The organism is Priestia megaterium (assembly GCF_041941685.1).
In the GTDB taxonomy this organism is placed as follows: Bacteria; Bacillota; Bacilli; order Bacillales; family Bacillaceae_H; genus Priestia; species Priestia megaterium_C.
In genome coordinates this window covers 71,721-98,218 of the sequence record NZ_CP130959.1, presented here as the reverse complement: position 1 = coordinate 98,218, position 26,498 = coordinate 71,721, and the positions used below count along the sequence as shown (strand labels likewise).

Here is a 26,498-nt window from a genome sequence, read left to right as displayed (position 1 = left end):
ATATATATACATTATAACCAACATAAGGCTTATGTTCAATATTAATTATAGTGGTTATACTATCTAAAAGGAGGGATTTATTTTGGTGGTTGATAAAAGTAAAAACAAACAAGTCCTTGTTACCTTCCCACTTGAACAATTAGAAGAAATAGAAGATTATTGGCATGAAAAAAGATATAATAATCGAAATGAAGCAATAAGAGCATTGATTCAAGAAGGCTTGAAACACACAAAGAAAACAGATAACCAATGATGTTTTATATGCCAGCTGCATTATAGTAACCCTGAAGAAACTAACTTATAGACCTTTTGACAATTTCAACGTAGTAAAAGCCTCTTATAGTTGTATAAGAGGCTTTTTGAATTTCTTACAAATGACAAAACGTACAAAAAGGTTAATTATTTTTTATACGTATATTAAGGTGTATTTTTAAGTGTAAATAGACGTTTTGTTATTAGTTTTCATATTGTCTAAAAAGGTGTACCTTTTGGGACTGTCTGCATCGGACAGCCTATTGATTAATTATACATATTGTATCCTCGAACTATTTTGAAAGGAGGAATTAAATGCAGTCGGCAGGTATTGTATAGTAGCGAAGAATTGAAAACGTAAAGTCTCTATTACTTCCTTTATTTATGGCAATACTATATAAGAGGAGTGATATTATTATGTATTCTAAAAAAAATCAGGATCCCTTACCTAAAGAAGAAATAGAAGTTTGGGAATGTGAATCAGAGGCTTGTATTGGGTGGATGAGAAAAAATTTCTCGTATGAGGATAATCAGAAGTGTCCTTTATGTGGTCATACAATGAAAGCTGGAAAACGACTTTTGGAGAAGTCTTCCAACCCGCATAAACGATAACACATACTTATATGAAGTGATCCCTGGGTAATGGGAATCGTATATGGTTTCCTTCAAAAAAGTGATATATTTTCTACTGGAAGTTGTATATGTATAAGCCAAGAGAGAAAATCCCTTGGCTTATTGGTTGTTCTTTCCTCTTTTCCTCTTGCCAATACCCAAGCAAATCTGTGGACGATCCTGAGCTACCATTTACGGAGCTTACAAACCTTCACTTTCATTTACCATACCTATTTTCTCCTAGCAGTATTGTGGACCATGCATTTGTCCTCTGTTTCCGCATTTCCTTATGCAACCGACAGACTCGTTACCAAGTATGCCGTTTCGAATGGAGATCATCTTTGCGTCTAGATGAGTAGCGTTAGATACACTGTAAGAAAGCGACTTCTTGTCGCACCATAATGTGAGTTATCGGAAATCCTATTAGCAATTCTAAAATTTACACCTTTTTTAGTGTGTATAGTCCCACTATATAAAAGAATGAACATAAAATAACTATTAGGTCATTATGTATAATGGAGAGATAAACACATGCGAAACCTCCCTAATTTATAAGGCGGTCTCTCTTTTTACATCATAATAAATTGCTTTGTTACATTTCATCATTTCGGTTTAACGATTGTTAGGAAACACTCTTCGAACGGTATCAGTAAAGTCTTCAAATAGACCATCTCTTGGCGCGCCTTCACTAATTCGATTTCCGTATCCTTCCATACGATTCACAAAATCAGGATCAGATGACACATATACATTTCGAATATCCTGATCCGTAGCTCTTACTTGATCTGAAATCTTCTTTTTTAAACGGTCGGTTACTTCTCCGTTTGCTCCATTCTTTAAAACAACAGCCACGTAAGCATTTCGGTTTGTAACAATGACATTCGCAATGTCTACTTCAGCTAATTTAACAATACGACTTGCAGCCTTATCGGCTACCTCTAATCGTGGCTGATTATTATTATTTGCATTACTATTCTGATCATCGCCGGGTTGATATCCCACATCTCGTAGATCATTGTTGTCACGAGTGTTTTGTGCCTTTTGTTCAGACGGTTCTTCAGTTGGATCAGGCTCAGCCTCATCCTTTTTATCATTACAACCAAAAAGAAACCCTACTGATAAAATAGTTGATAAGAGTCCCAGTACATATTTTTTTATCTTCATTCCTTCTTCTCTCCTTCTAATAGGCGTATATGTATTAGGATCCACATTGTTTTAAAAAATAATTACAGAAAATGTTTTGAAAGTCCAAGTAGGGATAGTATCATTTTCCCAGTATATATACATAACATCTTCACAAAATAAAGGCGTTGGAAGAACCTTTTCTTTCAAACACTTACTAAAAGAGGATTGGCATAATGAACAATATACAGCAGTTAACTGCTTTATTTAATGTTAATGGACTGTTTAGGAAAAAAAAATAATAACAGGGGCATGCTACTGTCACTTTTAAGCATAGGAATTGGGACTTTAGTGATTTGGATAATAAGAGGAAATGGAAATAAAACAGGGGCACTAACCATACAAACAATGACAAGTAGAAGCCACATGAAAAACGGTTTATCCAAGCAATAAAAACTGTATTTTCAATAGTATGTTTTCCATATCAATTGAGTTACGGTTGATTATTAAAGGCTTTACGTAGTTTTTATTACATAAAGCCTTTAATAATCAAAAATAATAAACACCGATGACCTAATTCTTATTTCGTTCCTAAATATACCCCTTTCAACTTAATTTTTTTAATATCAAATTATAAACAGTATCTATTAATTGAATTAATTAGTTCAGGAGACGTGTTAATACCCATTAATCGTTCCCTTTCTTCTCCATCTTTGAATACTAGAATAGTAGGAGCGATAACAACACTGAACCGAAGAATATCTTCTTTATTTTTTTCTCCATCTACTTCTATTAAAGTTACTTCTTGTTTAAACTCTTTACGCGCTTGATGAAAGAATTGTTTCATCATTCTTCTATGCGGTGTATGAGGTAAAAAGAAATGAACAATTGTAACACCATTTTTTAGTAGATCCGAAAAATCAGTGGTGGTGCCTTGTAAAATCCGCAAGATTATACCTCCAATTTTTTGATAAATATACATATTACCACTTGTAATATTTCTATAAATATCCTAATGTTATTTTTTATGTTTTATTTTACCAATTATTAAAGTCCTTGAGTTGTATCTTTTAGAATTTGAACTTAAATGACTATAAATTATCAAAAATAAGGATTTTATGTTTAATTCTAAAGTCTTTAACGTTCTTAATTAAGTTAATTTATTAAGTCTAAAATCACCGAATTATAAAGATGTTTTAACGCCTAAAAAAGTGGTACACATATAGTACAGAGCCAATAGAAAAAATTCTAGGGCTACTGTGAAAGGTTAAATACTAGGCTTAATGAAGGGACTGATTTTGTTTTGGAAGACTTAACAGCGACTTCAGCACATGTATTGCCTAAATTGGAAAGTGGCTATTCTTAGCTAATAAATGGAACTCTCGTTATGAATCGATATACGTAACGAAAGGGTCCCCAAAAGGAAAATGAACATGAGAAAAATTCTTTAGTAAGAGAAAAGAGTCTGCATCAATGTTGCTGCAGGCTCTTTTCGTGTGAGGATATATATTTAAAAAGAAAAGAATAGGCCTTTTTCTATAACTGATGTAATTGTTTAAACTTTACATCACATTTACTTTTTGGAAACACAATTGAGAAAAAAATATGTTATTTTTAAATCATTGATTTTTATTCATTAATTGATTTACATTGTTCTACTAGTCATTACACCAATTTTCATGAAATTTTTATACTTTCAACCTAATTTAAACTAATGTTATTCCAAATAGTTTAATCTCACTCTCAAAAAGACTAAGAGTCACGCCACTTTAAATTAGGAGGATTTCATGAGCATATTTTTTCAGTCATTTAGAAAATTAACCGCCTTAGAATTAAGATTACTTCTATGTTTCCTTTTACCACCATTAGGTACTTTTCTGTTATTACTTAGTGGTCTACACACCTTCTGTAAACACTGGAAGGAAAAAAAACGTTTCGTCTTTTCCTTAAGCACCTATTTTTTTCTATGTCTTTTTATCTCAACCATTGGAGCTTCTATTTCAATGAAGGAAATATCTTATTTAAGTGTTAGTGTGATGATTCTAGGATACTGGGGACTATATTTAAGAATCATGGAAACTGAAAAGAATCAATTATTTCAGCATTTTCGATTGATCATGATTTTTGGAGGTGTATACAGTTGTGTAATAGGTTGGATTTCACAATGCTATACCTTTCCTCTAGCCGTAGGCTATTTAACGGGTACTATACCCTTAGGCTTAGGACATTTTGATTTAGACCGATTAGTTGGCTGTACATACAACCCAAACTTTACTGTATATATTCTGTTAATTTCCATTTCCTTTCTTTTAGCTCATTTGCTTGCTAGTTTGAGGAGCAAACGATTTGTTTATTTCGTTTTGATATTGCCTACACTACTCCTACTAAGCTATGGTGTTATTCAAACTGGTTCAAGGGCAGGCTTTGCGTCGATGATTTTTATTTATCTTTTATTTATTATGCGTTTAAACCGATATATCTTCATTATTAGTACACTATTTATACTGTCGCTATCTAAATGGTTACTTCATTTAATGCCGAGAAACGAGCTGGTAAATCTATCACTGCAAGTAAGGCAAGATATATGGAAAAGCGCCTATAAAATATGGCAGGATCATTCTATCTTTGGTGTTACCCCAATCGGCTTTGGCCAAGAATATTTAAAGTATTACAATGAATCTGTACCACATGCTCATAATATCTTAATTGGCATGTTTGCGGAATATGGGACACTAGGGGGATTGGCTTTTGTAATTGTTATCTGTTTAAACCTTGTAAAATGTATTCATTTATTCTTTTCAACACGAAGTCATAAATGTTTATTAGACAGCTTTTTATTGGGCTTGCCTATTATCATTCTTACGGGAGTTTTTGACGAGCCCCTATTTTCACCGCAAATAGGTTTTTTAACGGTAATATTACTTGCTTGTTGGGACAGATATACTAAACGGATGCATTATATTATAATAAATCCATTCATTTCAAGCATTAAAGATTGGATTTATTTACATGTCGCGGCACCAAATAAGCGAACTGAAACTATCCATAAGGGTTATAAAAGTAGCAATTAATTTGCCTTACTAATATTATTTAATTTAGCCTCCCTGAACTTTCAGAGAGGCTTTTTAAAAAATGTTAAAGGAAAGGTAAGAGGAGGCAAAAAATTCAGCGCACTCATGAACAATTTCGATATCGCCACAATAAGGGCAAGTGAAATATCCTTTGGCTTGCATATAATTAGAGCTGATTATTTCCTGGTTTGTATCTATTTACTTAAATAGGTGAATTTTCAAAGAAATATTTCAAGTGTATACCTTAAGATATCCATTTTCACTATAAATAACGTAGATCTAAAAATAATAGTCATTAGATAAATGAAAAATAATTAGTTAAATAAAAGATTAATAACTTTAGATTTGAACAACAATAAATAAAAGCTTGTCACCTTTTAAATGTACATAAATGCCTTTAAGGAGCCTTCCGTTGATTGTAAAATCATTAGTATTTGATCATTTATTATAAAATCAAGTTTCACCTTTTTTAAAAGGGTATATTATTAAGAAGTTACATTGTATTAGCTAGTTACTCACGTAATCAAGCGTCAATCTACTAGTTAAGAGTCTATTATTAAGGAGGTTTTTAAAATAAAAAATATAAGAGTAGTAAAAGATGGTTATGAAGCAAAAGAGGTCATTGAACAATTTTTAAATCAAGGATTCACAAAAGATGAGATTTACTTATTAGCACATGACAAAGACCGTTCTGAAGAGTTAACAAAGGCATTAGATACAAATGATATCGATGTATCAGAACGGGGGGATCGTGATACAATGAAAAATTTATTTTATTTTCATGCAGAGGAACAACGCTCTAAAATTCAATCTTTAGGATTATCGGATGCAGAAGTTCAACAATACGAAAAAGAATTGGATTGGGGACGTATAGTAGTGGTTGCAACAAAAACAGTTGACTTGCCCCCTGTCAAGTAGATACTAGTAAAAAAGCTTCTTCATTCTAATTAAAGAATGAAGAAGCTTTTTTTAATAAGCCAATTTCAGAAAGGATGGAAGAATGAAAATCAATCATATTACCTAACTGTTACCGATGTGCCAGCTGGTCAACATTTTTTAGAAACCTATTTTGATTTGACGTTTGGAGCAAGCAGAGGGAAAAGCTTTACGGTAATGTTTGTATGTCGAAAGCCATCCAAATTTTTCAATCGATTAAGTAAGGCAATTAGCTTTAATTGATATCTATTCCATTCTATATAAAAATCCAATTGAATTATATAATTTAAAATTAAGAAAAACCTCTCCATAAGGAAAGATTCACTTATCAAGATATACGTCTACCTATAAATCGAAAAATAAATGCGATAACCGCCATGATAAGAAGAAGCTGAATAACTCCCCCACCAATTTGGAATATCATTCCCAAAATCAAACAAATAAGTAAAATAAATATAATTGTCCACGACATTGTTAGTTCTCCTTATGTATATGCTATATCAATAAACTACCCATACAAGCGTTAATTAAACCAATTGATTTTGGTTGCGAGGTCGCATTCACTTGAAGAATCATATAGATTTTTTATAGAATTTTGCAGGATTCCTCTTTCTATTTGTTAAACAAATGAAGGATAGTGGTTGAATGAAAGGAAATTATTAAGAACCTTCACTTCGTAAACGTCTATAGCATAGCTACTGCATTCCTTTGTTTACTAGTTATTTTGATTGTCCCACGCTTTTTTCCTAAAGCTGAAGGACTCTCTTATTTACTGGGAATCCTTGTTTCAACTTTAGTTTCATCATTGCTCTTTTTAAATCAGATTGAAACAATCGGTTCTATTTATGGGAAAATCCCAAATCATTTCCCTACCCCTCATTTTCCTGAGGTGACTATAGAAAAAGCCATAACTCTGCTACCATCCTCTTTTGTAATTGCTATCCTTGTAGGATTACAATCTTTGTTGACAGCTAGGGTTGCAGACGAAATGACTCAATCAAGACATAGCAGTAAAAAAGAGCTAATAGGCCAAGGTATTGTCAATATGGTTACACCCTTATTTTATGGGATTCCAGCAGCAGGAGAGATAGCAAGAACCGTAACAAATATAAAAAATGGTGCTTCTTCTCCTATTTCAGGAATAACGCATGCTGTATTTGTTTTAATTGTGCTATTATTACTTGCACCCTATGCTTCGTATGTTGCGCTTGCTAGTCTAGCTCCCGTTTTAATGGTGGTTGCATGGAATATAAGTAAAAAGGAGCAATTTTCTATTATTCTAAAAGAAAAATCAAGCCATTCATTGATTTTAATGACTACCTTTTTGTTGACTGTCTTTACTAATTTGACAATAGGAATTGGAGCTGGATTATGCTTATCTTTCTTATTCTTTCTTAAAAGAGAAAGGAAAGATAACCGAAATCAATTAAGGGAGACTGGCTAATGGATTTGATGTGACCAATGTTTTTTAAGTCTTTTTTACATGTCTCTGGGTAACTTTTTCTTCAATTTTTCACTAGAACAAGATAGGTCGAAACCCTTACAGACTGTTATTACAAGGAGCGTTAAAATACGAAAGCCGTCTCTTAGCCAAATAGGAACATCTTTTTTATTAGTGAGCTCTTGTAAGTAAAATTATGTTAACTAAAAATGAATAGAGGATTCATTAAAAAGACAATTAAAACCTGTCTTATACTATAAGAAAGTATAACTTTAAGGTCGATTAAATTTTTATGGACTATATGTAAAGACAATTAGGAAACCAACTGCACCTGAAGGCTTGATGCTAGCCAAGTTTTCTTTATGATTACAGAAATATAATTGTTGGACATTGATCATCAGAGAAAAATATGAAATAATTTTATTAACTACTAGGAGGAATTTAAATGACATTACTTTCAGAGATTCTTGAATACAATAAACAATTCGTTGAAAATAAGAAATATGAAAAATACAAAACGACAAATCTTCCTAATAAAAAAATGGTTATTCTTACATGTATGGATACTCGACTCGTTGAATTATTGCCGCAAGCGATGAATATTAAAAACGGTGATGTAAAACTTATCAAAAATGCAGGAGCAATCGTTTCACACCCATTTGGAAGTGTGATGCGGAGTATACTAGTTGCGATTTATGAGCTTGGAGCAAAGGAAGTCGCCATTGTTGGACATCACGGTTGTGGGATGAAAGGGCTAGAACCTGAGTCTTTCTTAGAAAAATGTGAACAAGCCGGATTAGATAAAGAAATTATAGACACCTTAACCAACGCTGGTATTGATATCAAAAGTTGGTTAACGGGATTTCAAACGGTTGAAGAGAGCGTCGAACAAAGCGTTAAGATGGTCAAAAATCATCCGATGTTCCCGAAGGATATTAGTGTTCATGGACTTGTCATCTGCCCGGAAACAGGAAAATTGGATACAGTAGTAGATGGATATGAGCACTAATTAGTTGAAGGCAAGGTTTTTCTTATACCTTTGTCCTCTGTTTCCACATTTCCTCATGCAACCGACAGACTCATTACCAAGAATGCCGTTTCGGATGGAGATTATCTCCGCGTCTAGATGAGTAGCGTTAGCTACACTGTAAGAAAGCGACTTCTTGTCGCACCGTAATATGGATTATAAGAATCAAAAGCCCTTAGAATTAATGATTTTAAGGGCTTTTGGTGTATGTGAGTTTGAAAACCAAGAATGTTTAAATATCTATTTGTATAATCACTTATCCTTCTTTAATTATTGATTTCTGTTTTGAAATTGCTTGATTTCTTATAAATACAATAATGCTTAAAATAAGAACTACTAAAGGCATTAGAGCCATTAATCCTTGTCCTGCATTAAAAAGAGTGAATATCGCACCTATCATGATTAGCCCTAATCCTCCAGAAGCAGCTACTGCAAGTTTTGGCTTCCAATAACCAATAAATAGTCCAAGTGCACCCAAGACTTCAAGAATACCAATAGTATACATAAATCCTAGTGAAAAATTGTAGAACTTTGTAAATTCCTGTACCACCGTATTATTACCTGTTAATTTCATAATTCCAGATAATAAAAAGTCAATAACTAATAGTCCCTGGATAATTCTTGTAAACCACTTTATAACAGACACCTCCTATAATATTCTTTGTTAAAGTTTCTTTGAAAATATATGCTAGATGATTTGTATGTATGTTGCAGACGTTTTTTATTTAAATAAGGAACTTCATCGATAGTCATAAAACCTAAGTAGTAATTGTCTATATGAATAATACCTCATAATTTGAGCAAACTACTCCAGATACTCCAAGGTATCCTTTACTAATCCTTTTGATAAAACAGAAAAAACTACCTTACATCCATGTGCAGGTGGTTTTTTCTTGTTTTAAGATATATATTGTATCCACTTATAATTACATAATAACGATAATATATAGTTTTGCTTTCCACTATATCGCCAAGTAAAATCAAACATACTTTATAAAAATTAGTGTTATCATTTACACACATTGTAGAAAAAGGCCATCTATTAATAGATTATTAACGACAAGAATAGATAAGTTATGTTAACTGGGTACGAATATTTTGAAGCACTAGAGGTACCTTAATTATATTCTTATTCCCTCATAGGTGGTATAATATGGATGATTGTATCAGTGAAAGGGGAGAAAAAGATGAACAAACTTGTATTCAAGCAATTTGAAATTGGAAGAGGGTACTTCCTCAAAATCGTAGAGGCTGTTTCTAAGGATCAAACTGATGTACAGCCAGATGGTTTTAACAACACAATTCATTGGCATACAGGTCACGTTTTGACAATTACTGAACAAACTATGTTTGGTTTTCCTCATGCAACAACCCATCTTCCAGCAAACTATATGGAATTGTTCGGAAATGGTACGAAACCAGCCGATTGGACGGGGGATGTACCTACTATGGAGGAGCTTATGATACAGCTAAAAGATCAATTGGCTCGTATTCAGCAAATTCCTGCTGAACAGCTAAACAATACCTTGGAAAAGCCATTTCTGGGATGTAAAACCTTTGGAGAGCTGGCGGGTGTTACACTGATGCATGAAGCAACTCATATGGGACAGATTCAGGCAATGAAGCGAATAATTGAACATGTGGGCGTGAAAAATTGAATTTGACAAAATGATATAACAAAGTTATCGGCAGATATAGCCTTTTTCTCCTTTCTTTATGTTAGAAAGAGAGGGTGGGGTTCACGTTATTACCCTGTATTAGAGAAGCTTTATAAGCTGTCTTCTTCAACTACTGGCTAGTTCCAGTAGTTTTTCCTCTTTTCAGGATTAATATCATATACAAATCCAGTTAACATAATCACAGTTCCTGGAACAAAAAACAGCCTTTAAATGGCTGTTTTTATAAGATACCCCCATATAACCCAGGGTAAAATAGCAGCTATAAGTAGAATCCACCATTGCCATGTAAATAAGTCACTGTGAAGCCAATTTTGATATCCAACTTCCTTTAGTTCTCTTCGAATATCTTGTACCTCATCATAAGAAGGATATGTCACAAATACTATGTCTCCTCTCTATAAACACTCAATAAATGCTTCTTTATTCATATTTTGTCCAAAACATCAAGAATTAAAATCCATCATATTTTCAATGTGTATTTTATTGGTTTCTAGTCGACATAATCACTCTTAACGGAACCCACGTAAAAAGAGAACCCTTGCACGTGCCAAGGGCTCTGATAAGGTTATGATATTCTTCAATATGCTCAAACTCTAAATTAATTTCTCTATTTACCATGTTTATGTAGTATATTTTTAGATGAATGGATTACGTTTTACGAATTCCATTTAACCCTTATAATGCTTATAAAATAAAAGGCTACATCATTTTTGAAATGGTGTAGCCTTTTATTTTTGTTTCTTGCTTGCTAATAGATTGTTCTCTAGCTTACATATCCACTTATAATGCCCTAAAAGGTGATTTTTATCTCTTTCTTTTCAGATTTCCCTAAAAAAGCGCTTAATAGAAGAGCGCGAACTATATATTGCCCATACAATAATTATGTGTTGGGTCATCAATATGGTCGTGAATTAGATGAGAGAGTAAGACTTTACCTTACGAAAAACAACGGTTCTTTAAGAGTCGATGATATATACGTAAAAGTCAACAGGGATTGAGTGATGGATCTTGCTGTCAATTTGAATAGGGAGATCACTGATTTTTGTTTAAATAAAACAAGAGAGTATAAGGCTGCAAAGCATTTTTCAAAAAGTTTTTTCAGTGTCTTTTCCAAGTCCTTAGAAAATATATAATGTCATACAAATTTTTATTTTCCCTTGTCGAAAACGTTTCCTAAATTATACAATAACTTTAGGGATTAATTCCTTATTAGTTTGATTACGAGATAATATTTTGTCACTCACCATGAAGGGCCCCCTTCCCCTTTATGCTGATTTTTTTAATAATGACTCATATATTTTTGAAAGATTTTCTACTAAGGCAATGACTTAAAAAAATATATAGGAGGTTTAAAGGAATTTATGACAATTCATACAGAAGTTTTTTATATGGATAAACGATTTAGAATTATTCATATTTATTATTCTGGTTATTGTGAAATCCGTAAAATTAGTAATTCTTTTGAAGTTGAACTAGCTTTATTAACGGATTTGATTGCCATAAGATAAACTTCCTATTAGTAAAGCTGCTTTTGATAGAAACTATACTAAGTAATGATAATCCCGTTTTGTAAAAATGAGAATGTAGGTTCTTCAATCTATTATATATGTGAGATGACATAACCAATGTGTAGATAATATAAATTTTTTTTTTTATAGTATAGGTAACTGGTACAAAAACAAAGGGTATATATTGTTATCTTTATCTTCTACAATATATTTATGTCTTTTCTATTTGTAGGACAACGTACAATAAATATTTCATGGGGTATATGAATATATTCATATACCCCACATTTCCTAATTATCATTTTTATCCCTATTCACATACTTATTTTCTTTTTTTCCTTTATTACGTAATTTTGTTTGGGTAGAAACAAATTAGATATAAAAGGAGTTGTGGAAAATGACATTATTAAGAAGGTTTGTATTCTTGAAAAATCTACAACAAGAACTATCTGAAAGAATAAAAGAACCTTCTATCTCCCATTCTCAAAGGGAGGAGATTTGCAAATACCTCCGTAAAATTGATATGGAAATAAAAAAACACAGCATAGATAGAAATCAATAATAAGAATAGATCTAATGCAAGTATTAATTGTTAGCAATATAGAATTTTCTTATTATCGATTTTGAATTATGATAATCCTTCAAACAATTCATCTTTAAATTCAACCTTTCTTTGGGTAGTATGTAGTAATTCATAAAATCTGCTTTTTGTTTATCTGCATGGTTTTAAACCAATCCGAGTATTCTTAGTAATATGAATGCTCTTGACCTCACTGTAAAATGGATTCTAGTGAAAGAGAAAAAATATTTATTAATTGACCTTAACTCAATTAATAAAGAAGTATTGATGGTGTTCTAATAACTTTTTTTACTTTACATTCGAAAATAGAAAGGAAGAATCGATATGGATGTATTAAAAGATTTTGGAATCATTATCTTTGGAGGAATTGTTTCATTTCTTTTTGGGTTAGGTACTGTTAAAATAATTGAAAAAGTTTTGTACTTTCTTTTATAATTAGCTGATATACAAAAGGGTTCTGATGCAAAAATTGCACTCGCTTGAAAGAGGTATATAGTTTCCTATTGGCATTTACTCTTACGAAGCTATTCCAAATAGTTGATGAATGAACTTGACTTCATTTTGGACAGACTTCACCTCCTGATAAACCTGTTTCTTTTTCATCATATGCATGGCCTCTATTCCAGAAATAATGGATTTTGCTGTACAAAACGCTTTTAAGCCTAACATCGTAGAAAGGCGATTCTTAATAAACCTGTGATCTTGCTCTACAATATTATTTAGATATTTAACTTGTTCTTCATTTCCTTCAAAAAACTCTTCTAAAGATACTAAGGGCGCAGTTTTTGCATCTGGATAACCTTGTTCACATATTCGTTTTATTAACTTATCTCTCATAGAATATCGCCGCCTTTTAAGCAATTATAACTATGAACATCATATACAACTTAAGTTTACATAACAGACATTATCGGCACTTAAAAAGAACCTTATTTGATTAAATAAGGTTCTTTTCTTTTTACTAAGTATTAAGAACTCTAACGAATGTTCCTTTTAAGGACTTTTCTAGAGCATACTGATTTAATTCTCTTACTTTGGTGGAGAGCTCTGTTGCTTTCTTCATTCGGCCGTTCCCTACCAACACAAAGGGATCGATAATCCGAACCTTTTTCTTTTGGTGTATGTCGTAATCTCCCTCATCATTTATTACCTTTTTGTTCATATCTTTCATTTTTTGTAGCACTTCATGGTCTGTACTGTCAATTAACTTTTTCCAAACTGTTTCATCATCCGATAATAAGTCATCAATATGAATAATCTGCTTGGCCATTGCTATCTTTAATATATCCGTTAGGATGGCATACCCATATACATTTGATGGATGAAGAAAGAAGTCAATTACCTCTATATAATAAGCTTTAACAAACCATTCTGCTGCCTCTACTGTTTTTAAACAAATCTTACTATCAATCACTTTTAATTCATCTACAAATTTACAAGCATCGACTAAAGAAATCATATTATAGGTTGATAAATCACGAAGCGTGTAATCAATGCGGTCTGCACACAGTAAAGGAAGAGGTTGTTCTAATAAGGACCATTTCTCAATAGGTAATATAGACAAGAGATTAAATCCATGCTTTTGTAAAACAGAAGGTATTTCTGACGATTGAATCGTTTTTTCAAATATTTGGTCGTGAAAGTCCTGTTCTGGATTATCTAAAACGAAATCTATAACATGAGAAAAAGCTGTATGAGAAACATCATGTAATAAGCCGGCTATTTGTTCTTCTATAGAACCACCTAATTTTCTAATCAATAGCATGACACCTACAGAATGTTCAAATCGTGTTACATTCCACTTTGGATTCACTAAATAACTTGCGCCACCTTGGTGGATCTTTTTCAGCCTCTGAAGGGGCTGAGTATGTATTAATTCTGCTAGGACTGGTTCTAAGTGAAAAGATCCATAAATGAAATCATGAATTTTCATAAAACGACTTCACTTTCCCTTCTTTTATCACATCTATATCATTTAGTAGAATAACGCTCTGCAAGCTTCTCCTTATGTGAGCTGAATATTTCTTCTAAAGAAATATCATATTTGTTAGCAATAACAATCAAGTTACCTAACACATCTCCTAGTTCTTCCGTTAATTCTTTCTTATTTTCTTCCCAAGTTCCAGTTACTTCATCTGGTCGATCCCTTCCGATTTCTAAAGCCCTAATAGCTCGTGCTACTTCACCTGTTTCTTCAGCAAGAAAACCAATTCGAATAAAGATGTCTAAATCTGACCAACCTCTCATTTTGTAGTAGTCCTTTACCCACTGTTGAAATTCTGTTACGTTCATTGAATGGTTCCACCTTCCTTTTTTAACTTCAACTAAGTTTATCAAATCATCCATTATTATGTATAATCAATAACGGTGATTACATAGGAGGGGATCTTTATGAAAAGAATAGCTGTATTTTGTGGATCAAGTAATGGAGCATCTGAGCTTTATATTCAAGGGGCAAAAGCTCTGGGGAAAGAACTTGCTAAACGTAATATTTCGCTTGTATATGGTGGGGCAAGTGTTGGAGTAATGGGTGCTGTGGCTGATGCCGTGTTAGAAGCTGGCGGACATGTCATTGGCGTCATGCCTACTTTCCTTGAAGAAAGAGAGATTTCTCATAAAAACCTGTCAGAGCTTATCGTTGTTGAATCTATGCACGAGAGAAAAGCCAAGATGGCTGAACTTGTAGACGGATTCATTACATTACCAGGTGGTCCAGGTACATTAGAGGAATTCTTTGAGATTTTTACATGGGCTCAGTTAGGGTTACACCAGAAGCCTTGCGGATTATTGAATATTAATGATTATTACACACCACTTATTTCTTTATTTAATCACATGACAGAAGAGCAATTTCTACAGGAAAAATATCGTTCTATGGCTCTTGTAGATACAGAACCAAACGGTTTATTAGATGAATTCAATACATATCAACCTCCTTCAGTTAAAACATATATCACAAAAGCTCAAAGCTAACAAAAGAACAGGATTAGTTACTATCTAATCCTGTTCTTTTTTGTTTATTTGCAATGTACCTTAACATAATGTGATTTTCTAGGAAGCCTTTGTTCTGAAGAATATAGTATCTAGTCTCTTTTTCATCTACTTATTTTCTTAGGAGATCCCCAATGCCCAATCAACTGCTGTTTGTGCATGTATTTCTGTGGTATCGAATATAGGTATCGAGATATCATTCTGATTAATTAGTAAGGAGATTTCAGTACACCCTAATATAGCTCCTTCTATTCCATCGTTGATTAAACCATTTATAATTTTTTGATATGCACTTTTGGAACCTGAGTCAATCTTCCCTAAGCATAATTCTTTATAAATGATATCATGTACAATTTGGCGCTCTTTTTCGCTGGGAATATTAACTTCAAGATTATGGTTAGCCATAAGTCGACCTTTATAAAAATCCTCTTCCATCGTAAACTTCGTTCCAAGCAATCCGACTCTATTAATCCCTTGGTCTTTTATTTTCTTAGCTGTGGCATCTGCAATATGTAAAATAGGTTCTGGTGCAAAAACTTCAAGATAATTGCAATGAATCTCTAAATCTTGGACATACTGATACTATCAGTCTAAAAAGGGTGTGTGATCGGTATGGAAAAAGAAGGTTTGTTCAAATGGAAGCATTATCAGCCTGATATTATTTTACTAACGGTGAGATGGTACCTACGGTACAACCTAAGTTTTCGTGATTTGGTGGAAATGATGGAGGAGCGAGGCTTATCTATCGCTCACACGACCATTATGCGTTGGGTTCATCAATATGGACCTGAATTAGATGAAAGAGTACGACATCACCTTAAGATAACAAATGACTCCTGGAGAGTTGATGAAACGTATATCAAGGTAAAAGGGCAATGGATGTATTTATATCGTGCGGTCGATTCAGAAGGGAATACCATTGATTTTTATCTAAGTAAATCAAGAGACAAACAAGCAGCCAAGCGCTTTTTCAAGAAAGCCTTGGCTGCTTCTCATATTTGTAAACCGCGTGTTATAACAGTGGACAAAAACCCAGCCTATCCTGTGGCGATTCAAGAGTTAAAAGAAGAGAAACATATGCCTCAAGGCATACAAATAAGGCAAGTTCGATATCTCAATAATATCGTGGAACAAGATCACCGTTTCATTAAGAAACGTGTGCGTTCTATGTTGGGATTTAAGTCATATGAAACGGCTACTTCTATATTGAGTGGCATTGAAGTGATGCATATGGTGAAAAAAGGACAACTTCACCGACAGGTGAAGTCTGCCCAAAATGAAGTTGAATTCATACATAAGTTGTTTGGAATTTCATCATAATCTGGAATGGAACAGACTATGTAGGTTCTATGTCTCTATCAAATGGTTTTCGCACCAGAACCCTATTTTTTAAAGCAGGAACAAGAAATTTAATATGAAATTACTTTTTGAATCTGATCATTAATATTTAATTTAATTAATCCTCCGTGATAACAAATCATAGATTCAATGTCGAGGTCTAAATATTTTTTCAAAGAGAGTTGAGCCGCCTTTATATCAAGTGTTGTTGGGGCATGAATTCCTCCAATTATTCCATTTATACTGTACATCGAATCCCCAGCAACGAGTGTTTTACTTTGACTCAAATATAAGCTGATATGACCAGGAGTATGCCCTGGAGTATGGATGACACGTATTCCGCCGCAATACGGTAATTCTTGACCATCTCTCAAGGTATCGTCCACTCTACCCTTCGGGAGATTTTCTAGGTGCCCGTCTTTCAATAGAGGTAATTCCCCTTGGATATAAGGCTTATCCAACTCATGAGCATATACTTTAATATCACTTCCACACTCCTGTAATATCTCAGGAAGACTGCCTATATGGTCCAGATCTTGATGAGTTAAAATTACAACTTTTAGTTTGTCGAACGATACTCCTACTGCATCCATTGCCAAGCACAAATCTTCAATTTGTCCTGGGAATCCGGTATCAATTAAAACTGCCATCTCTTGATCCCACAAAAGGGTTGGATGAATAATATTCCCATGAAATTCAAGATGGAGCATCTCCACTCCCTTAGAAATTTTCATAACTTCGGACTCCTTTTAATTATATTTATTGACGAAAGAGAAGGGGTTTAATTACACCAAGGGGGTTAAAAAAATAAGCTAATTTTGCACTTAATATACATATTATCTAGTTTCACTCACACTACTTGCTTTGATAATTGCATAACTTAGAGTTTCGATTAACTTTCTAATAATTCCTTCTCTTATTCAAGAATTTGGCCCTTTAGTTGAAAAAGAAGGATACCATAAACGACCAGTTTTGTTACTGATAATCCAAAAGTACAATGAACCTCTGAAACCCCTAATATTGTTGTAACAAAAATATGTGACATTATATTTATTTTGGTGTTTTTGTTACATTGATTCATTGAGGATACAATACATAATCTATGGTTAGGGCTGTCCAATGTAGGTAGTCCCAAAAGGTACACCTTTTTAGACACTGAAAAAACGAATGATAAAATGTCTATTTATTCTCCAAAATAAACCTTTAGAGACGTATAAAAAGTAATAGACCTTTTTATACGTTTTGTCATATACCTAAACCATCTACTAAAAACAAGGGGCTTACCAGAGAAAGAGGTTTATAAAAAATATCAAATGGAACATGTATTTTTGTGTTTTGAATAATTTTACACATTCTGAAAAAAATAGGATATAAGGACCGAAGGAGGTTAAACATTTTGGATAATAAAAACCCAATAAGCGCTTCCGAAATCGGAACACTTTGGCTTACATACCAAGAAAAGTCGATGATTCTAAGAATTTTAGAATACTTCTTGGCAAAAGCAGATGACCAGGAAGCTAAGAATATTATGGGGGGCTTATGGCAAGAACTGCATTTTTATATCAAGGAAATAAAGCAGATTTTTGAGGATGAAGGAGTCGCAGTTCCTATTGGCTTCTCAAGTGTAGATGTTAACTTAGACGCTCCCAACTTATACGACAATGGATTTGACATAAATTTTCTTCGTATTTTAAAAGAGGTTAGCATGGGTATGTACACAATCAATATGAATATGGCATATCGCAAGGATGTCATAGCAATTTATGAAGGGCTAACTATTGTTACTCATAAAACTTATAAATTGGCCACACTTTACTTACTTGAAAAAGGAATTATCACCCTTCCACCAAAATCGACAATGCCTAAAACGATTGAGTTTGTTAATGATAAAAGCTATTTGAAAGGATTTCAGCCTTTTAGCGACAAAAGACCTTTGAATCACAACGAGTTAGGCATTCTTCACCACGGAGTTGAGTCAAATAATGTTGGTATGCAGTTGATTACTGGTTTTGCACAATGTGCAGAGAATAAAGAGGTAAAAGACTATTTTGTTAAAGGAAAAGAACTTGCCAAGAAACAAATAAAAATTTATCAAGAAATTCTACTAAAAAGTGACGTTCAGTTCTCTGCGACTTCTGGAAGCACAGTAACTACTTCTACTGTGGCTCCATTTTCTGATAAACTCATGATGTATTGTGTTTACCTTCTCAATGGATTTGGAATTGTTGGAAGTAGTTTTGGGTCTATTTTTAGTTTAAGGAATGATGTATCCCTGAAAACAGCCTTAATTGCCAAGGATATTTATTTCTACGCTGATGAAGGAATCAAACTAATGATTAAAAACGGATGGCTAGAGGAACCGCCACAAATGGAAGATCGGGTTACAATAATAAAAAAGTAAGTATCGAAGATTAAAATAAAAATCATTTTACTGGAATAAATTTAATTTTTAAATGAATAATAACCCTAGTGTTAGATCTAACACTAAATTACAATGTGGAGGGATATATTTTGGATATGCTTATGAGTTTATTATCGGCATTAATTACTATGGTCTTTAGAGTTACATTTTTAACGAAAAAAATTAATACTTGGTTAGAATCATTGATAAAAATGCCAACTTTAACATAAGCATTTTGTATTTATATATGTTATTCCATATTGTTATAAAAAAGACAAGCACAGTTAAGCTGTTCTTGTCTTTTTTAAGGTTCTATTATACTAACCTGCTCATGTTAGTACAATAAGTAAACTTAATAAGTTTACTTATTGTATTTTATCAGAAGCAAAATATATTTTATAAAAAAATACTATGTTTCATTTTAAATCATATGGGTAAAATATTAAATGGATTGGAACTTTTCAAGAAACAGTCTTTTTAGATATGTTTCTTTTTTTATTTGGCTCTGTTAAAGGTTGTTGTTGGTAATTGATTTTTACGAACAAGAGTTCTATTATACTACTATAAACTTGTTGAGGTGATATTAGTGAGAGCAGTTGATATTCTTAAAGCCATTCAAAAGCTAAATCCAGCCGAAAAACATCGTCTACGTGAGTATCTAATTAATGCTCTTACTGCATCGTCTTCAACGGGACCTGTTTTACAAGAAATATCTGAACGTAAAAACAAAGAAGGATATCAATGTCCTGTTTGCGAATCAGAATACGTTATTCGTTTTGGAAAATACACAACCATGGTTGATGGTGAAGAAGTAATAAAACAACGCTATCGTTGTAAAGCGTGTCGTATGACATTTACCGACCTTACCAATACAGCTTTATATCGAACTCGTCGTCTTAATCAATGGATTAAATTCATCGAATGTATGATTGAAGGTTATTCACTACGAAAGTCAGCAGAATTGATTGGAAATGTATCTCACGTCACTTTATTTTACTGGAGACATAAACTTTTATCCTCGTTAAAGCAAATGGAAGTATCGCAGTTTCAAGGTATCGTTGAAATGGATGAAACCTATTTTCTATACTCTGAAAAAGGGCAGAGAAAAATCAAAGGAAGAAAACCACGCAAACGAGGTGGTTCCGCAAAAAAACGTGGCATAAGCAATGAACAAGTTTGTGTATTGGTGGCAAGAGACCGTGACAAGATGACTTTATCATGGACATTAGGAATGGGTAGATTAACAAAAGAGCAATTAGATAATGCAATTGGACATAAATTTTCAAAAGGAAATATATTATGTACTGATTCTTGGCGTGCCTTTAGAACGTATTCCAATGAAAAAGGATTAGACATTTACCAATTCAAATCTGATGGTAAAATCCGTACAAGAGGGCTTTATCACATTCAGAACGTCAAAAATTACCACCGTAGACTCAAAGGGTGGATACAACGTTTTAATGGAGTAGCCACAAAGTATCTGGATAATTACCTTGCTTGGTTTCAAGTTTTAGAAAGCATTCATCATCAAAGAAATGAAGTTACGATAAATGACTTGATAATTAAAGGGAATTTATTACCTAACAAAGAAACTTATGATACGCTAAGATTATCAGAGTTTTCACATTAGTTGTGGTTTCTTATTCAACTAACGAGGTAATGATGTTGAGTAAGGTGCTCTTTGTTAGTTCATTTTCTGGCGGTAAATGATGAACACGATTTTTTCACAATGGCTGGTTCTATAATTACATGATAGTCAAATGGTAAACGCAAGGGGCGTTCGATTATGAGGAGGGAATTTACATGAGCAATACACATCAAGTTCCGGCCTATTCTACTGCATGGGTCGACCACATACCTGTAATTTGGTTTGAACCACAAGGTGACTGTTCCAAACGCCAACTTATTATCTTTCTTCATCATCTGGGTGGAACAAAAGAATCCACTATTCCTTTCTTACAGGACCTAGCTGCCAAGGGTTTTGTCGCACTGAGTTTTGATGCATGGCAGCATGGGGAACGAGGAACGGAGTCGCCACAAGAGATTCTTGGACGAGTATTTGGGAACTTTAGGCATCATATGTGGTCCATACTCGGACATACTACGTTGGACACGCTTCGGGTCATCGATTGGGCAGTGTCCTCGCTTAACTTAGAACCTGATGTCTATATGGGAGGTCTTTCTATGGGTGGGGACATTGCCGTTGCTGCTGCTGGGATTGACCATCGTATTAAACGTGTGGTGGCAGTTGTTGCAACACCAGATTGGATGAGACCTGGTATGGAAGATGCTCTTCATCCTGGAAACCTGTTACATACTGGAGAGTCTGATAGTTATGCCCAATACTTCTACGATAATTTGAACCCTTTAACACACCTATCTGCGTATGCAAATGATTCTGATATTCATTTTATATGTGGCGAGATGGACACCCATGTGCCACCAGACGGTGCGTTTCGTTTTCAGTCAGCATTACAGGAGGCATATCCTACGGAAGTTGATAAAATTAAAGTCACTCTTTTGCCCAACTTTAAACATCTAGATGTTCGAGACAGCAACCTGTGGTGGCTTGACTGTTTGAGGGAACTGACTCGCTCTGAAACAAAGGATTGACTAAGCTCCTATTCGGAGGTTCCATAATATAATTGACCGTCGAACATCAGAATACTATTCAACGATTGGGTGCGTTAGTTGAAGACCTCAATAAAAACAATCAAAGAAATTCCAGTTATTTAGAAGTCTTTTTACTATTCAAAATCAACACTAAACTTTAACAGAGCCTTTTATTTAAAAATTGTAAAGTGAATAATAAATATCTAGTTGAGCAAACTACCCAGGATGCAATGAGGCATCACTCATGAAACCCAATTACGTAACAGAAAAAGACTACTTCTTTTGACTGGGAAGAGGTAGTCTTTTTCTATTTTCAGGCTGTATATCGTATGCATTCTTAGTTAACATAATGTCTCTTACAGGAAATCATATATAAAAAAGCCCTTTTATTAAGGGCTTTCACTTGTTTACTCTTATATATTTAATGCTACATTTTGGGAGCTTCCATACCAAAATTCGCCCATTCTTCTTTTGATGGCCCATAAATACCTGGAACGGTTAATCCTGCTTGCCTCATAAGAACGGTCATTTGTCCTCGATGGTGGTTTTGATGTTGTATTAAAAACATTAAAAGTGACCCATTTGATATTTTTCGACCCAAAAAGTCTATTTGTTCTTCTAACGTTTTGTCGATCCATTGAGTTTTTAATGCTTGTACAAATGCATCACTTGCTTGATGATAGCTGTCTGCTATAAACTGAGCCGTAGTAGGAACAGGCCAACCTTCAGACGGTGCTTCAAACGTTAAGTTAGTTATTTGAAGCAATTATGTGAATGGCAGCTACTGTATGCCAAGCAATACGCCCTAGAGTCCAATTCTGTGAAGTAATTTCCTGTTTAAGCGACCCATCAGTTAAATTTTTTAGTAGTCTCTGAGTAGCATTCGCTTCATATTCCCAAGATTTTAAAAAACTATCTAAGCTTTGAAACATAAAAATCCCCCTTTTGTTTATCCTTTTAATTCCATTTTAACAATAATATTATTATAAAACACTATGTATAAGACATTCATTCCTCCCTCTATAAATTGAGTAATATCAAGGGTTTATAGGGGGAATATAAAATATAAAAAAATTTTTTATGTCTATTCCGAACCTTATATTCTCATTTTTATAAGAAACTGGTACTAAGGGGAATAGCTTCGCTATTCTTTTTCCATTATTTTTAAAAAAAGATGGAGACATACATATGGTCGCACAATGGATCTCTATATGTCTCATAGCGATGAAACCTCCCATGTCTCTCAGCGTCTTAGCGCCTACATTCCTTCGTTCAATCTGTCTATGAGATAGAGTTTGGTAATGCTAGTTTGCAAGGTCGAATGCCTGAAAGAATGCTTTATCCCAAATACTCCGTGCTTCATTTTTAATGGACAAAGGTTAAGCTCCTAAAGCTAAAGAAAGATGGGGAATATCTTGTATCATTCGCTTTTCATCAAACGGACATTGTTTTTGACCTACAGTATGTAGAACACGAACTAACTTCCCACAAAGTACAATCAGTGATTGTTTCTTACGTAAAGGGTTTTCTTGTCTCGTTGTATAGTACTGATGCAGAGCCTTAAAGGCTCGATTATGTCGAACAAGGGGCATTACAGTCCGAAAGAGCAACGCCCTCAATTTAGCCCTTCCCCGTTTGGTAATTCGAGTCTGTCCTTTGTGCTTTCCTGAGCTAGATTCTCGCAAATTTAATCCCGCGTACTTAAGTATTTGGCGTGGATTCTCAAAGTTTTTAATATCACCTAACTCCGAATAAAGTTCAATCACCGTTACCATCCCAACGCCAGGTACAGTAAGCATTTCAGCAATACCCGGCAGGGTGAGCACAAGGTCTTCCAATTGTTTTTCTAATGCATGTAGTTCTTCTTTCAGCATCTTATATCGTTTGATATTTGTGGCTATTTCTCGTTGTGCCATCTGTAGTCCAACCGTTAACCCTACTGAACGTCCAGCAGCCTCTTGGAGTCGCTGTATACGTTTATGACTTGGGCGTTGTACGCCTCCGTAAGTGGACCATATTTCTGCCACCCTTTCGGGTGTTGTTTGATTAAGTTGACCTGGAAGAGGAATATGTTCTAGCGTGGTCAACGCCATCTTTCCACTCCAGTCTTTAAAAACGGTTAGAAACTCTGGAAAATACTTATCTAACCAATTATGAATCCGTCCTTGTAGCGCTTGTAAATCGCCTACAATTTGGTTTCTGATTGTAATTCCTGCCTTTACTTCTGCATCTTGATTCATTGGTAAGCGAGGGTAAGAAAATCGACCATCTTTTATCAGTTGAGCGATAACCCTAGCATCTTTGATATCATTTTTGGTTGGAGAGTTATCGTCGAGTTCTTTACTTCGCTTAACATGGAGAGGATTAACGACTCCGAAGGAGACAAGTCTCTCCTTTAGTGTATAGGCTAGATTTAACCAGTAATGCCCAGTAGGCTCCATGCCAACTAGAACATCGGATTTCTCATGTTTGTGTTGCATCTCTTCCAACCAGGCAAAGAATGCCTCGAATCCTTCTTTTGTATTTGTGAAGGTTAGAGCTTTTCCAAGAATCTTTCCACGATCATCTTGTGCCCGAGCAACATGCTTAAATTTAGTAATATCTACTCCGACAATCAGTGTATGGGGTGTAACTTGATTTAACTTTTCGTTTTGAGTACAATTCATAAGAGTCCTCCTTGAATGATGAATTGAAGTCATGGCCATGACCTTCTGCATCATATCAAGGGGACTTTTTTATTTCAAGACACCAAGTAATTTCAAACAGGAATGCTAGTTTACATAATCAAAATTCTAGGCAATAATAAAAAAAGCTCTGTTTAATAGAGCTTTTTTTATTATGGAGACCCACCAGCATTTTGAAAAAAACGTACGCTAAGGGGTAAGGAAAGAAACACTTCTTTTTAATCGTCTATTTTAACTTCTACCTCCCACGAAATAAGGGTTGAAGTACTTTCAAATCAAAAACAATCCCTCAGGAGCAAGTTGTCTCTCTAAGTCAATTAAACTATCTCACTGGTTTGGAAGTCTGTTCATTTAACATAGCGAAATAAAAAGTTCTTTTCTCATGAGCAAGAGTCTTCACGTTTTCCAATTGCTTCATTTGTTGCTCCAGTAGATTAACATGTTTATCTAATATTTCAATCCGTTTGTGTAAAATATCCTGGATATCATCTATTTCTTGGTCATTTTGTGTCAATAGACATCCATCTTCGGTAAACAACGTGATATCCTTCAGCTTCATTCCTGTTTGCTTCAAACCATAAATAAATCGGATAAAGCGAAGATCCTGATCATCATATTGCCGAATCCCTTTTTGCTTCCCATCTAATCGATAAGGATTAGGTAAGAGCCCAATTTTTTCATAATATCGGAGTGTGTATGCGGAAATACCCGTTAATTTAGATATTTCACCGATCGAATACATGAGATTTTCTGCCTCCTTTCATCTACTGATGAGAACAACCTTTCCGGCAGATAAAGATTTTTCAAGCAAATCTTGTGCCTGTGCAGCTTCCTGTAATGGAATACGGTGAGAAATCAAAGGATTGATTTTCCCTTCCTCTAATAAGGAGAAGAGGAACCGAAGGTCTTCTTGAAACCAATCCAATCTTTCTTTTTTTAAAGAGGATATAGCATATAGATGGACGGGATTACCTTTTCCCGTAGTTTGCCTTTGCTCTAGACTTTCCCAGTCCTTGGCCCAATCTTCTGAATCTCCTTGCTTAAGAATCGAAGTATAGCCGTAACCTATGAACCGACCGTTCTTGCTTAAGGTTTGCATCGAACGCTCGTAGTTCCGTCCTCCTATTGGATCAAATACAGCATCCATTCCCTCAGGAGCTTGAAGACGGAGAACATCTACAAAATCTTCGTTTCGATAGTCAATCGGCATGGCACCGAATTGGGAAACGATGGGGTGTTTAGCCAGAGAAGCCGTACCGTACATATCCAATTTCGCGAGCTTTCCAAGCTCAAGCAGTGCGGTACCAACTCCTCCACTTGCCCCATGAACAAGAATACGCTCCCCCTCAGATACCTTCGCAATGCGGTGAAGCATTTGATAAGCTGTTACATAATTCAGGATAACGGCAACCGCCTTTCCGGCATCAATATGCGCTGGAGCCGCAACAATCTCATCGTCCTTTGCATACACATAAGCTGCATAGCCACCCGTTCCGTTAAAAAAGACAGCTACCTTATCTCCTACTGAATATTTTTGCACGTCTTCTCCTAACTCGTCAACGATTCCAATTGCATCGTATCCCGGTGTAAAAGGAGGAGTCGGAGACAATGGCACTTTTCCCTCTCTTCTCATAATATCTGCAAGCGCAACTCCTGCAGCTTGGACTTTTACGCGAATTTCCCCTCTTTCAGGTTTCCGTAAGGGCTCCTCTATCACATCAATAACTTGAGATCCCCCGTATCGGGTTACAATTACACGTGTGTTCAACATGAACATCTCTCCTTTCAATAAAAAAGATATATGTAATTATATTTATTAGAGTAAACTCTAAGTCAATCAATTAATTTACATCCGTTCTAGCCGAGGTTTACCATATATAAAGTGGTAGGACAAGGAACATAACTCTCGTAAAGAATTTGGCTGCATACTTCTAAAGATAGGGATATGGAGTTATTCCTCTAAAAAACATGTATACTATATACAAATCCAGTTTACATAATCGTGAATTATGTTAAATTCGAAATTAACTTAATTATATATGTAATACTTAACGTACTTTCGTTAAAAATACGTTAAGTATTACAAACCTTGTAGAAAAATGATCCATTTTTTGTCGTCAATAACTGTAAATGATAAAACTTTATTTTTTTATAACATAGTTTATATATTTACTTTTTTAAATGATATAAATTTAATATTTAATTTAATTGATAACCAATTTGTTTAAATCTCACTAAATGAA

Annotated in this window: 26 protein-coding genes and 2 pseudogenes; 14 read left to right on the top strand and 14 right to left on the bottom strand. The window is 34.2% G+C overall.

The window, feature by feature from the left end; all coding sequences use genetic code 11:
- Positions 1-85 precede the first annotated feature (85 nt).
- Both Q5794_RS27595 and Q5794_RS27590 read left to right on the top strand, forming a co-directional pair.
- Entirely contained in the window at positions 86-253 is a 168-nt protein-coding gene (locus tag Q5794_RS27595) for a ribbon-helix-helix domain-containing protein (protein WP_374989334.1), read from the top strand.
- A 416-nt stretch (positions 254-669) separates the two neighbouring features.
- A complete protein-coding gene (locus tag Q5794_RS27590; RefSeq protein ID WP_098598778.1) occupies positions 670-864 on the top strand; it encodes a cold-inducible protein YdjO-related protein in 195 nt (64 codons plus the stop codon).
- A gap of 612 nt (positions 865-1,476) precedes the next feature.
- Here the strand turns inward: Q5794_RS27590 and Q5794_RS27585 are convergent.
- Together Q5794_RS27585 and Q5794_RS27580 are read right to left on the bottom strand one after the other, a co-directional pair.
- Positions 1,477-2,028: a YhcN/YlaJ family sporulation lipoprotein gene (locus Q5794_RS27585; protein WP_374989258.1), complete on the bottom strand. Its 552-nt coding sequence runs from the start codon at positions 2,026-2,028 to the stop codon at positions 1,477-1,479.
- A gap of 589 nt (positions 2,029-2,617) precedes the next feature.
- Positions 2,618-2,935: a thioredoxin family protein gene (locus Q5794_RS27580; RefSeq protein ID WP_374989257.1), complete on the bottom strand. Its 318-nt coding sequence runs from the start codon at positions 2,933-2,935 to the stop codon at positions 2,618-2,620.
- A gap of 838 nt (positions 2,936-3,773) precedes the next feature.
- Here Q5794_RS27580 and Q5794_RS27575 point away from each other — a divergent pair.
- The gene (locus Q5794_RS27575) at positions 3,774-5,057 is read left to right on the top strand and encodes an O-antigen ligase family protein (RefSeq protein WP_374989256.1); all 1,284 of its coding nucleotides are present in this window, start codon (positions 3,774-3,776) and stop codon (positions 5,055-5,057) included.
- Positions 5,058-5,609: 552 nt separating this feature from the next.
- Positions 5,610-5,975, top strand: coding sequence for a general stress protein (locus Q5794_RS27570; protein WP_374989333.1), 366 nt, complete (start codon positions 5,610-5,612; stop codon positions 5,973-5,975).
- 346 nt (positions 5,976-6,321) lie between these two features.
- On the opposite strand, the gene Q5794_RS27565 is transcribed toward Q5794_RS27570, so the two are convergent.
- A complete protein-coding gene (locus Q5794_RS27565) occupies positions 6,322-6,465 on the bottom strand; it encodes a lmo0937 family membrane protein (protein WP_374989255.1) in 144 nt (47 codons plus the stop codon).
- Between the two features lie 183 nt (positions 6,466-6,648).
- Here Q5794_RS27565 and Q5794_RS27560 point away from each other — a divergent pair, with 183 nt between their 5' ends.
- Both Q5794_RS27560 and Q5794_RS27555 read left to right on the top strand, forming a co-directional pair.
- Complete coding sequence (locus Q5794_RS27560; protein WP_374989332.1) at positions 6,649-7,437, top strand: SulP family inorganic anion transporter; 789 nt, start codon at positions 6,649-6,651, stop codon at positions 7,435-7,437.
- 442 nt (positions 7,438-7,879) lie between these two features.
- Positions 7,880-8,443 (top strand): beta-class carbonic anhydrase, encoded by a 564-nt coding sequence (locus Q5794_RS27555; protein ID WP_374989329.1) that lies wholly within the window; start codon positions 7,880-7,882, stop codon positions 8,441-8,443.
- A gap of 274 nt (positions 8,444-8,717) precedes the next feature.
- Here the strand turns inward: Q5794_RS27555 and Q5794_RS27550 are convergent, their stop codons facing one another.
- Positions 8,718-9,035 carry a DoxX family protein gene (locus tag Q5794_RS27550; RefSeq protein WP_374989328.1) on the bottom strand — a complete coding sequence of 106 codons (318 nt, stop codon included), beginning with the start codon at positions 9,033-9,035 and terminating at the stop codon, positions 8,718-8,720.
- Positions 9,036-9,648: 613 nt separating this feature from the next.
- Here Q5794_RS27550 and Q5794_RS27545 point away from each other — a divergent pair.
- Entirely contained in the window at positions 9,649-10,119 is a 471-nt protein-coding gene (locus Q5794_RS27545) for a DinB family protein (RefSeq protein WP_374989327.1), read from the top strand.
- A gap of 227 nt (positions 10,120-10,346) precedes the next feature.
- Here Q5794_RS27545 and Q5794_RS27540 read toward each other — a convergent pair whose 3' ends face one another.
- Positions 10,347-10,517 carry a hypothetical protein gene (locus tag Q5794_RS27540; RefSeq protein WP_374989326.1) on the bottom strand — a complete coding sequence of 57 codons (171 nt, stop codon included), beginning with the start codon at positions 10,515-10,517 and terminating at the stop codon, positions 10,347-10,349.
- A gap of 984 nt (positions 10,518-11,501) precedes the next feature.
- Between Q5794_RS27540 and Q5794_RS27535 the strand changes: the two genes are divergently transcribed.
- On the top strand, positions 11,502-11,648 hold the full coding sequence (locus Q5794_RS27535) for a hypothetical protein (RefSeq protein ID WP_374989325.1): 147 nt from the start codon (positions 11,502-11,504) through the stop codon (positions 11,646-11,648).
- 397 nt (positions 11,649-12,045) lie between these two features.
- Positions 12,046-12,210, top strand: a complete 165-nt coding sequence (locus Q5794_RS27530) for a hypothetical protein (RefSeq protein WP_214987901.1) — start codon at positions 12,046-12,048, stop codon at positions 12,208-12,210.
- Between the two features lie 534 nt (positions 12,211-12,744).
- Here Q5794_RS27530 and Q5794_RS27525 read toward each other — a convergent pair.
- The 3 genes and pseudogenes from Q5794_RS27525 to Q5794_RS27515 all read right to left on the bottom strand — a co-directional run.
- Positions 12,745-12,963, bottom strand: a pseudogene (locus tag Q5794_RS27525) (DDE-type integrase/transposase/recombinase); the annotation flags it as partial.
- A 226-nt stretch (positions 12,964-13,189) separates the two neighbouring features.
- A complete protein-coding gene (locus tag Q5794_RS27520) occupies positions 13,190-14,161 on the bottom strand; it encodes an HD domain-containing protein (RefSeq protein WP_374989324.1) in 972 nt (323 codons plus the stop codon).
- Between the two features lie 38 nt (positions 14,162-14,199).
- On the bottom strand, positions 14,200-14,520 hold the full coding sequence (locus Q5794_RS27515; RefSeq protein ID WP_374989323.1) for a MazG nucleotide pyrophosphohydrolase domain-containing protein: 321 nt from the start codon (positions 14,518-14,520) through the stop codon (positions 14,200-14,202).
- A gap of 99 nt (positions 14,521-14,619) precedes the next feature.
- Between Q5794_RS27515 and Q5794_RS27510 the strand changes: the two genes are divergently transcribed.
- On the top strand, positions 14,620-15,201 hold the full coding sequence (locus Q5794_RS27510) for a TIGR00730 family Rossman fold protein (protein ID WP_374989322.1): 582 nt from the start codon (positions 14,620-14,622) through the stop codon (positions 15,199-15,201).
- Between the two features lie 138 nt (positions 15,202-15,339).
- Here the strand turns inward: Q5794_RS27510 and Q5794_RS27505 are convergent, their stop codons facing one another.
- Positions 15,340-15,690, bottom strand: coding sequence for an aspartate/glutamate racemase family protein (locus Q5794_RS27505; RefSeq protein ID WP_374989331.1), 351 nt, complete (start codon positions 15,688-15,690; stop codon positions 15,340-15,342).
- A gap of 141 nt (positions 15,691-15,831) precedes the next feature.
- On the opposite strand from Q5794_RS27505, the gene Q5794_RS27500 reads away from it, so the two are divergent.
- Positions 15,832-16,539, top strand: a complete 708-nt coding sequence (locus Q5794_RS27500) for an IS6 family transposase (protein WP_374989273.1) — start codon at positions 15,832-15,834, stop codon at positions 16,537-16,539.
- Between the two features lie 89 nt (positions 16,540-16,628).
- Here the strand turns inward: Q5794_RS27500 and Q5794_RS27495 are convergent, their stop codons facing one another.
- Positions 16,629-17,291, bottom strand: coding sequence for an MBL fold metallo-hydrolase (locus Q5794_RS27495; RefSeq protein ID WP_374989321.1), 663 nt, complete (start codon positions 17,289-17,291; stop codon positions 16,629-16,631).
- Positions 17,292-17,953: 662 nt separating this feature from the next.
- Here Q5794_RS27495 and Q5794_RS27490 point away from each other — a divergent pair.
- The 3 genes from Q5794_RS27490 (at position 17,954) to Q5794_RS27480 (ending at position 21,571) form a co-directional block, all read left to right on the top strand.
- The gene (locus Q5794_RS27490) at positions 17,954-18,958 is read left to right on the top strand and encodes a DUF3231 family protein (protein WP_374989320.1); all 1,005 of its coding nucleotides are present in this window, start codon (positions 17,954-17,956) and stop codon (positions 18,956-18,958) included.
- A gap of 586 nt (positions 18,959-19,544) precedes the next feature.
- Positions 19,545-20,588 (top strand): IS1595 family transposase, encoded by a 1,044-nt coding sequence (locus Q5794_RS27485; protein WP_374989319.1) that lies wholly within the window; start codon positions 19,545-19,547, stop codon positions 20,586-20,588.
- A 173-nt stretch (positions 20,589-20,761) separates the two neighbouring features.
- Positions 20,762-21,571 carry an alpha/beta fold hydrolase gene (locus Q5794_RS27480; RefSeq protein WP_374989318.1) on the top strand — a complete coding sequence of 270 codons (810 nt, stop codon included), beginning with the start codon at positions 20,762-20,764 and terminating at the stop codon, positions 21,569-21,571.
- A gap of 427 nt (positions 21,572-21,998) precedes the next feature.
- On the opposite strand, the pseudogene Q5794_RS27475 reads toward Q5794_RS27480, so the two are convergent.
- The 4 genes and pseudogenes from Q5794_RS27475 to Q5794_RS27460 all read right to left on the bottom strand — a co-directional run bounded on the left by Q5794_RS27475 (position 21,999) and on the right by Q5794_RS27460 (position 26,026).
- Positions 21,999-22,503: pseudogene (locus Q5794_RS27475) on the bottom strand (DinB family protein).
- Between the two features lie 447 nt (positions 22,504-22,950).
- The gene (locus Q5794_RS27470; RefSeq protein ID WP_374989317.1) at positions 22,951-24,237 is read right to left on the bottom strand and encodes an IS110 family transposase; all 1,287 of its coding nucleotides are present in this window, start codon (positions 24,235-24,237) and stop codon (positions 22,951-22,953) included.
- Between the two features lie 340 nt (positions 24,238-24,577).
- On the bottom strand, positions 24,578-24,997 hold the full coding sequence (locus tag Q5794_RS27465; protein WP_374989316.1) for a MerR family transcriptional regulator: 420 nt from the start codon (positions 24,995-24,997) through the stop codon (positions 24,578-24,580).
- 18 nt (positions 24,998-25,015) lie between these two features.
- The gene (locus Q5794_RS27460) at positions 25,016-26,026 is read right to left on the bottom strand and encodes a medium chain dehydrogenase/reductase family protein (RefSeq protein ID WP_374989315.1); all 1,011 of its coding nucleotides are present in this window, start codon (positions 26,024-26,026) and stop codon (positions 25,016-25,018) included.
- Positions 26,027-26,498 lie beyond the last annotated feature (472 nt).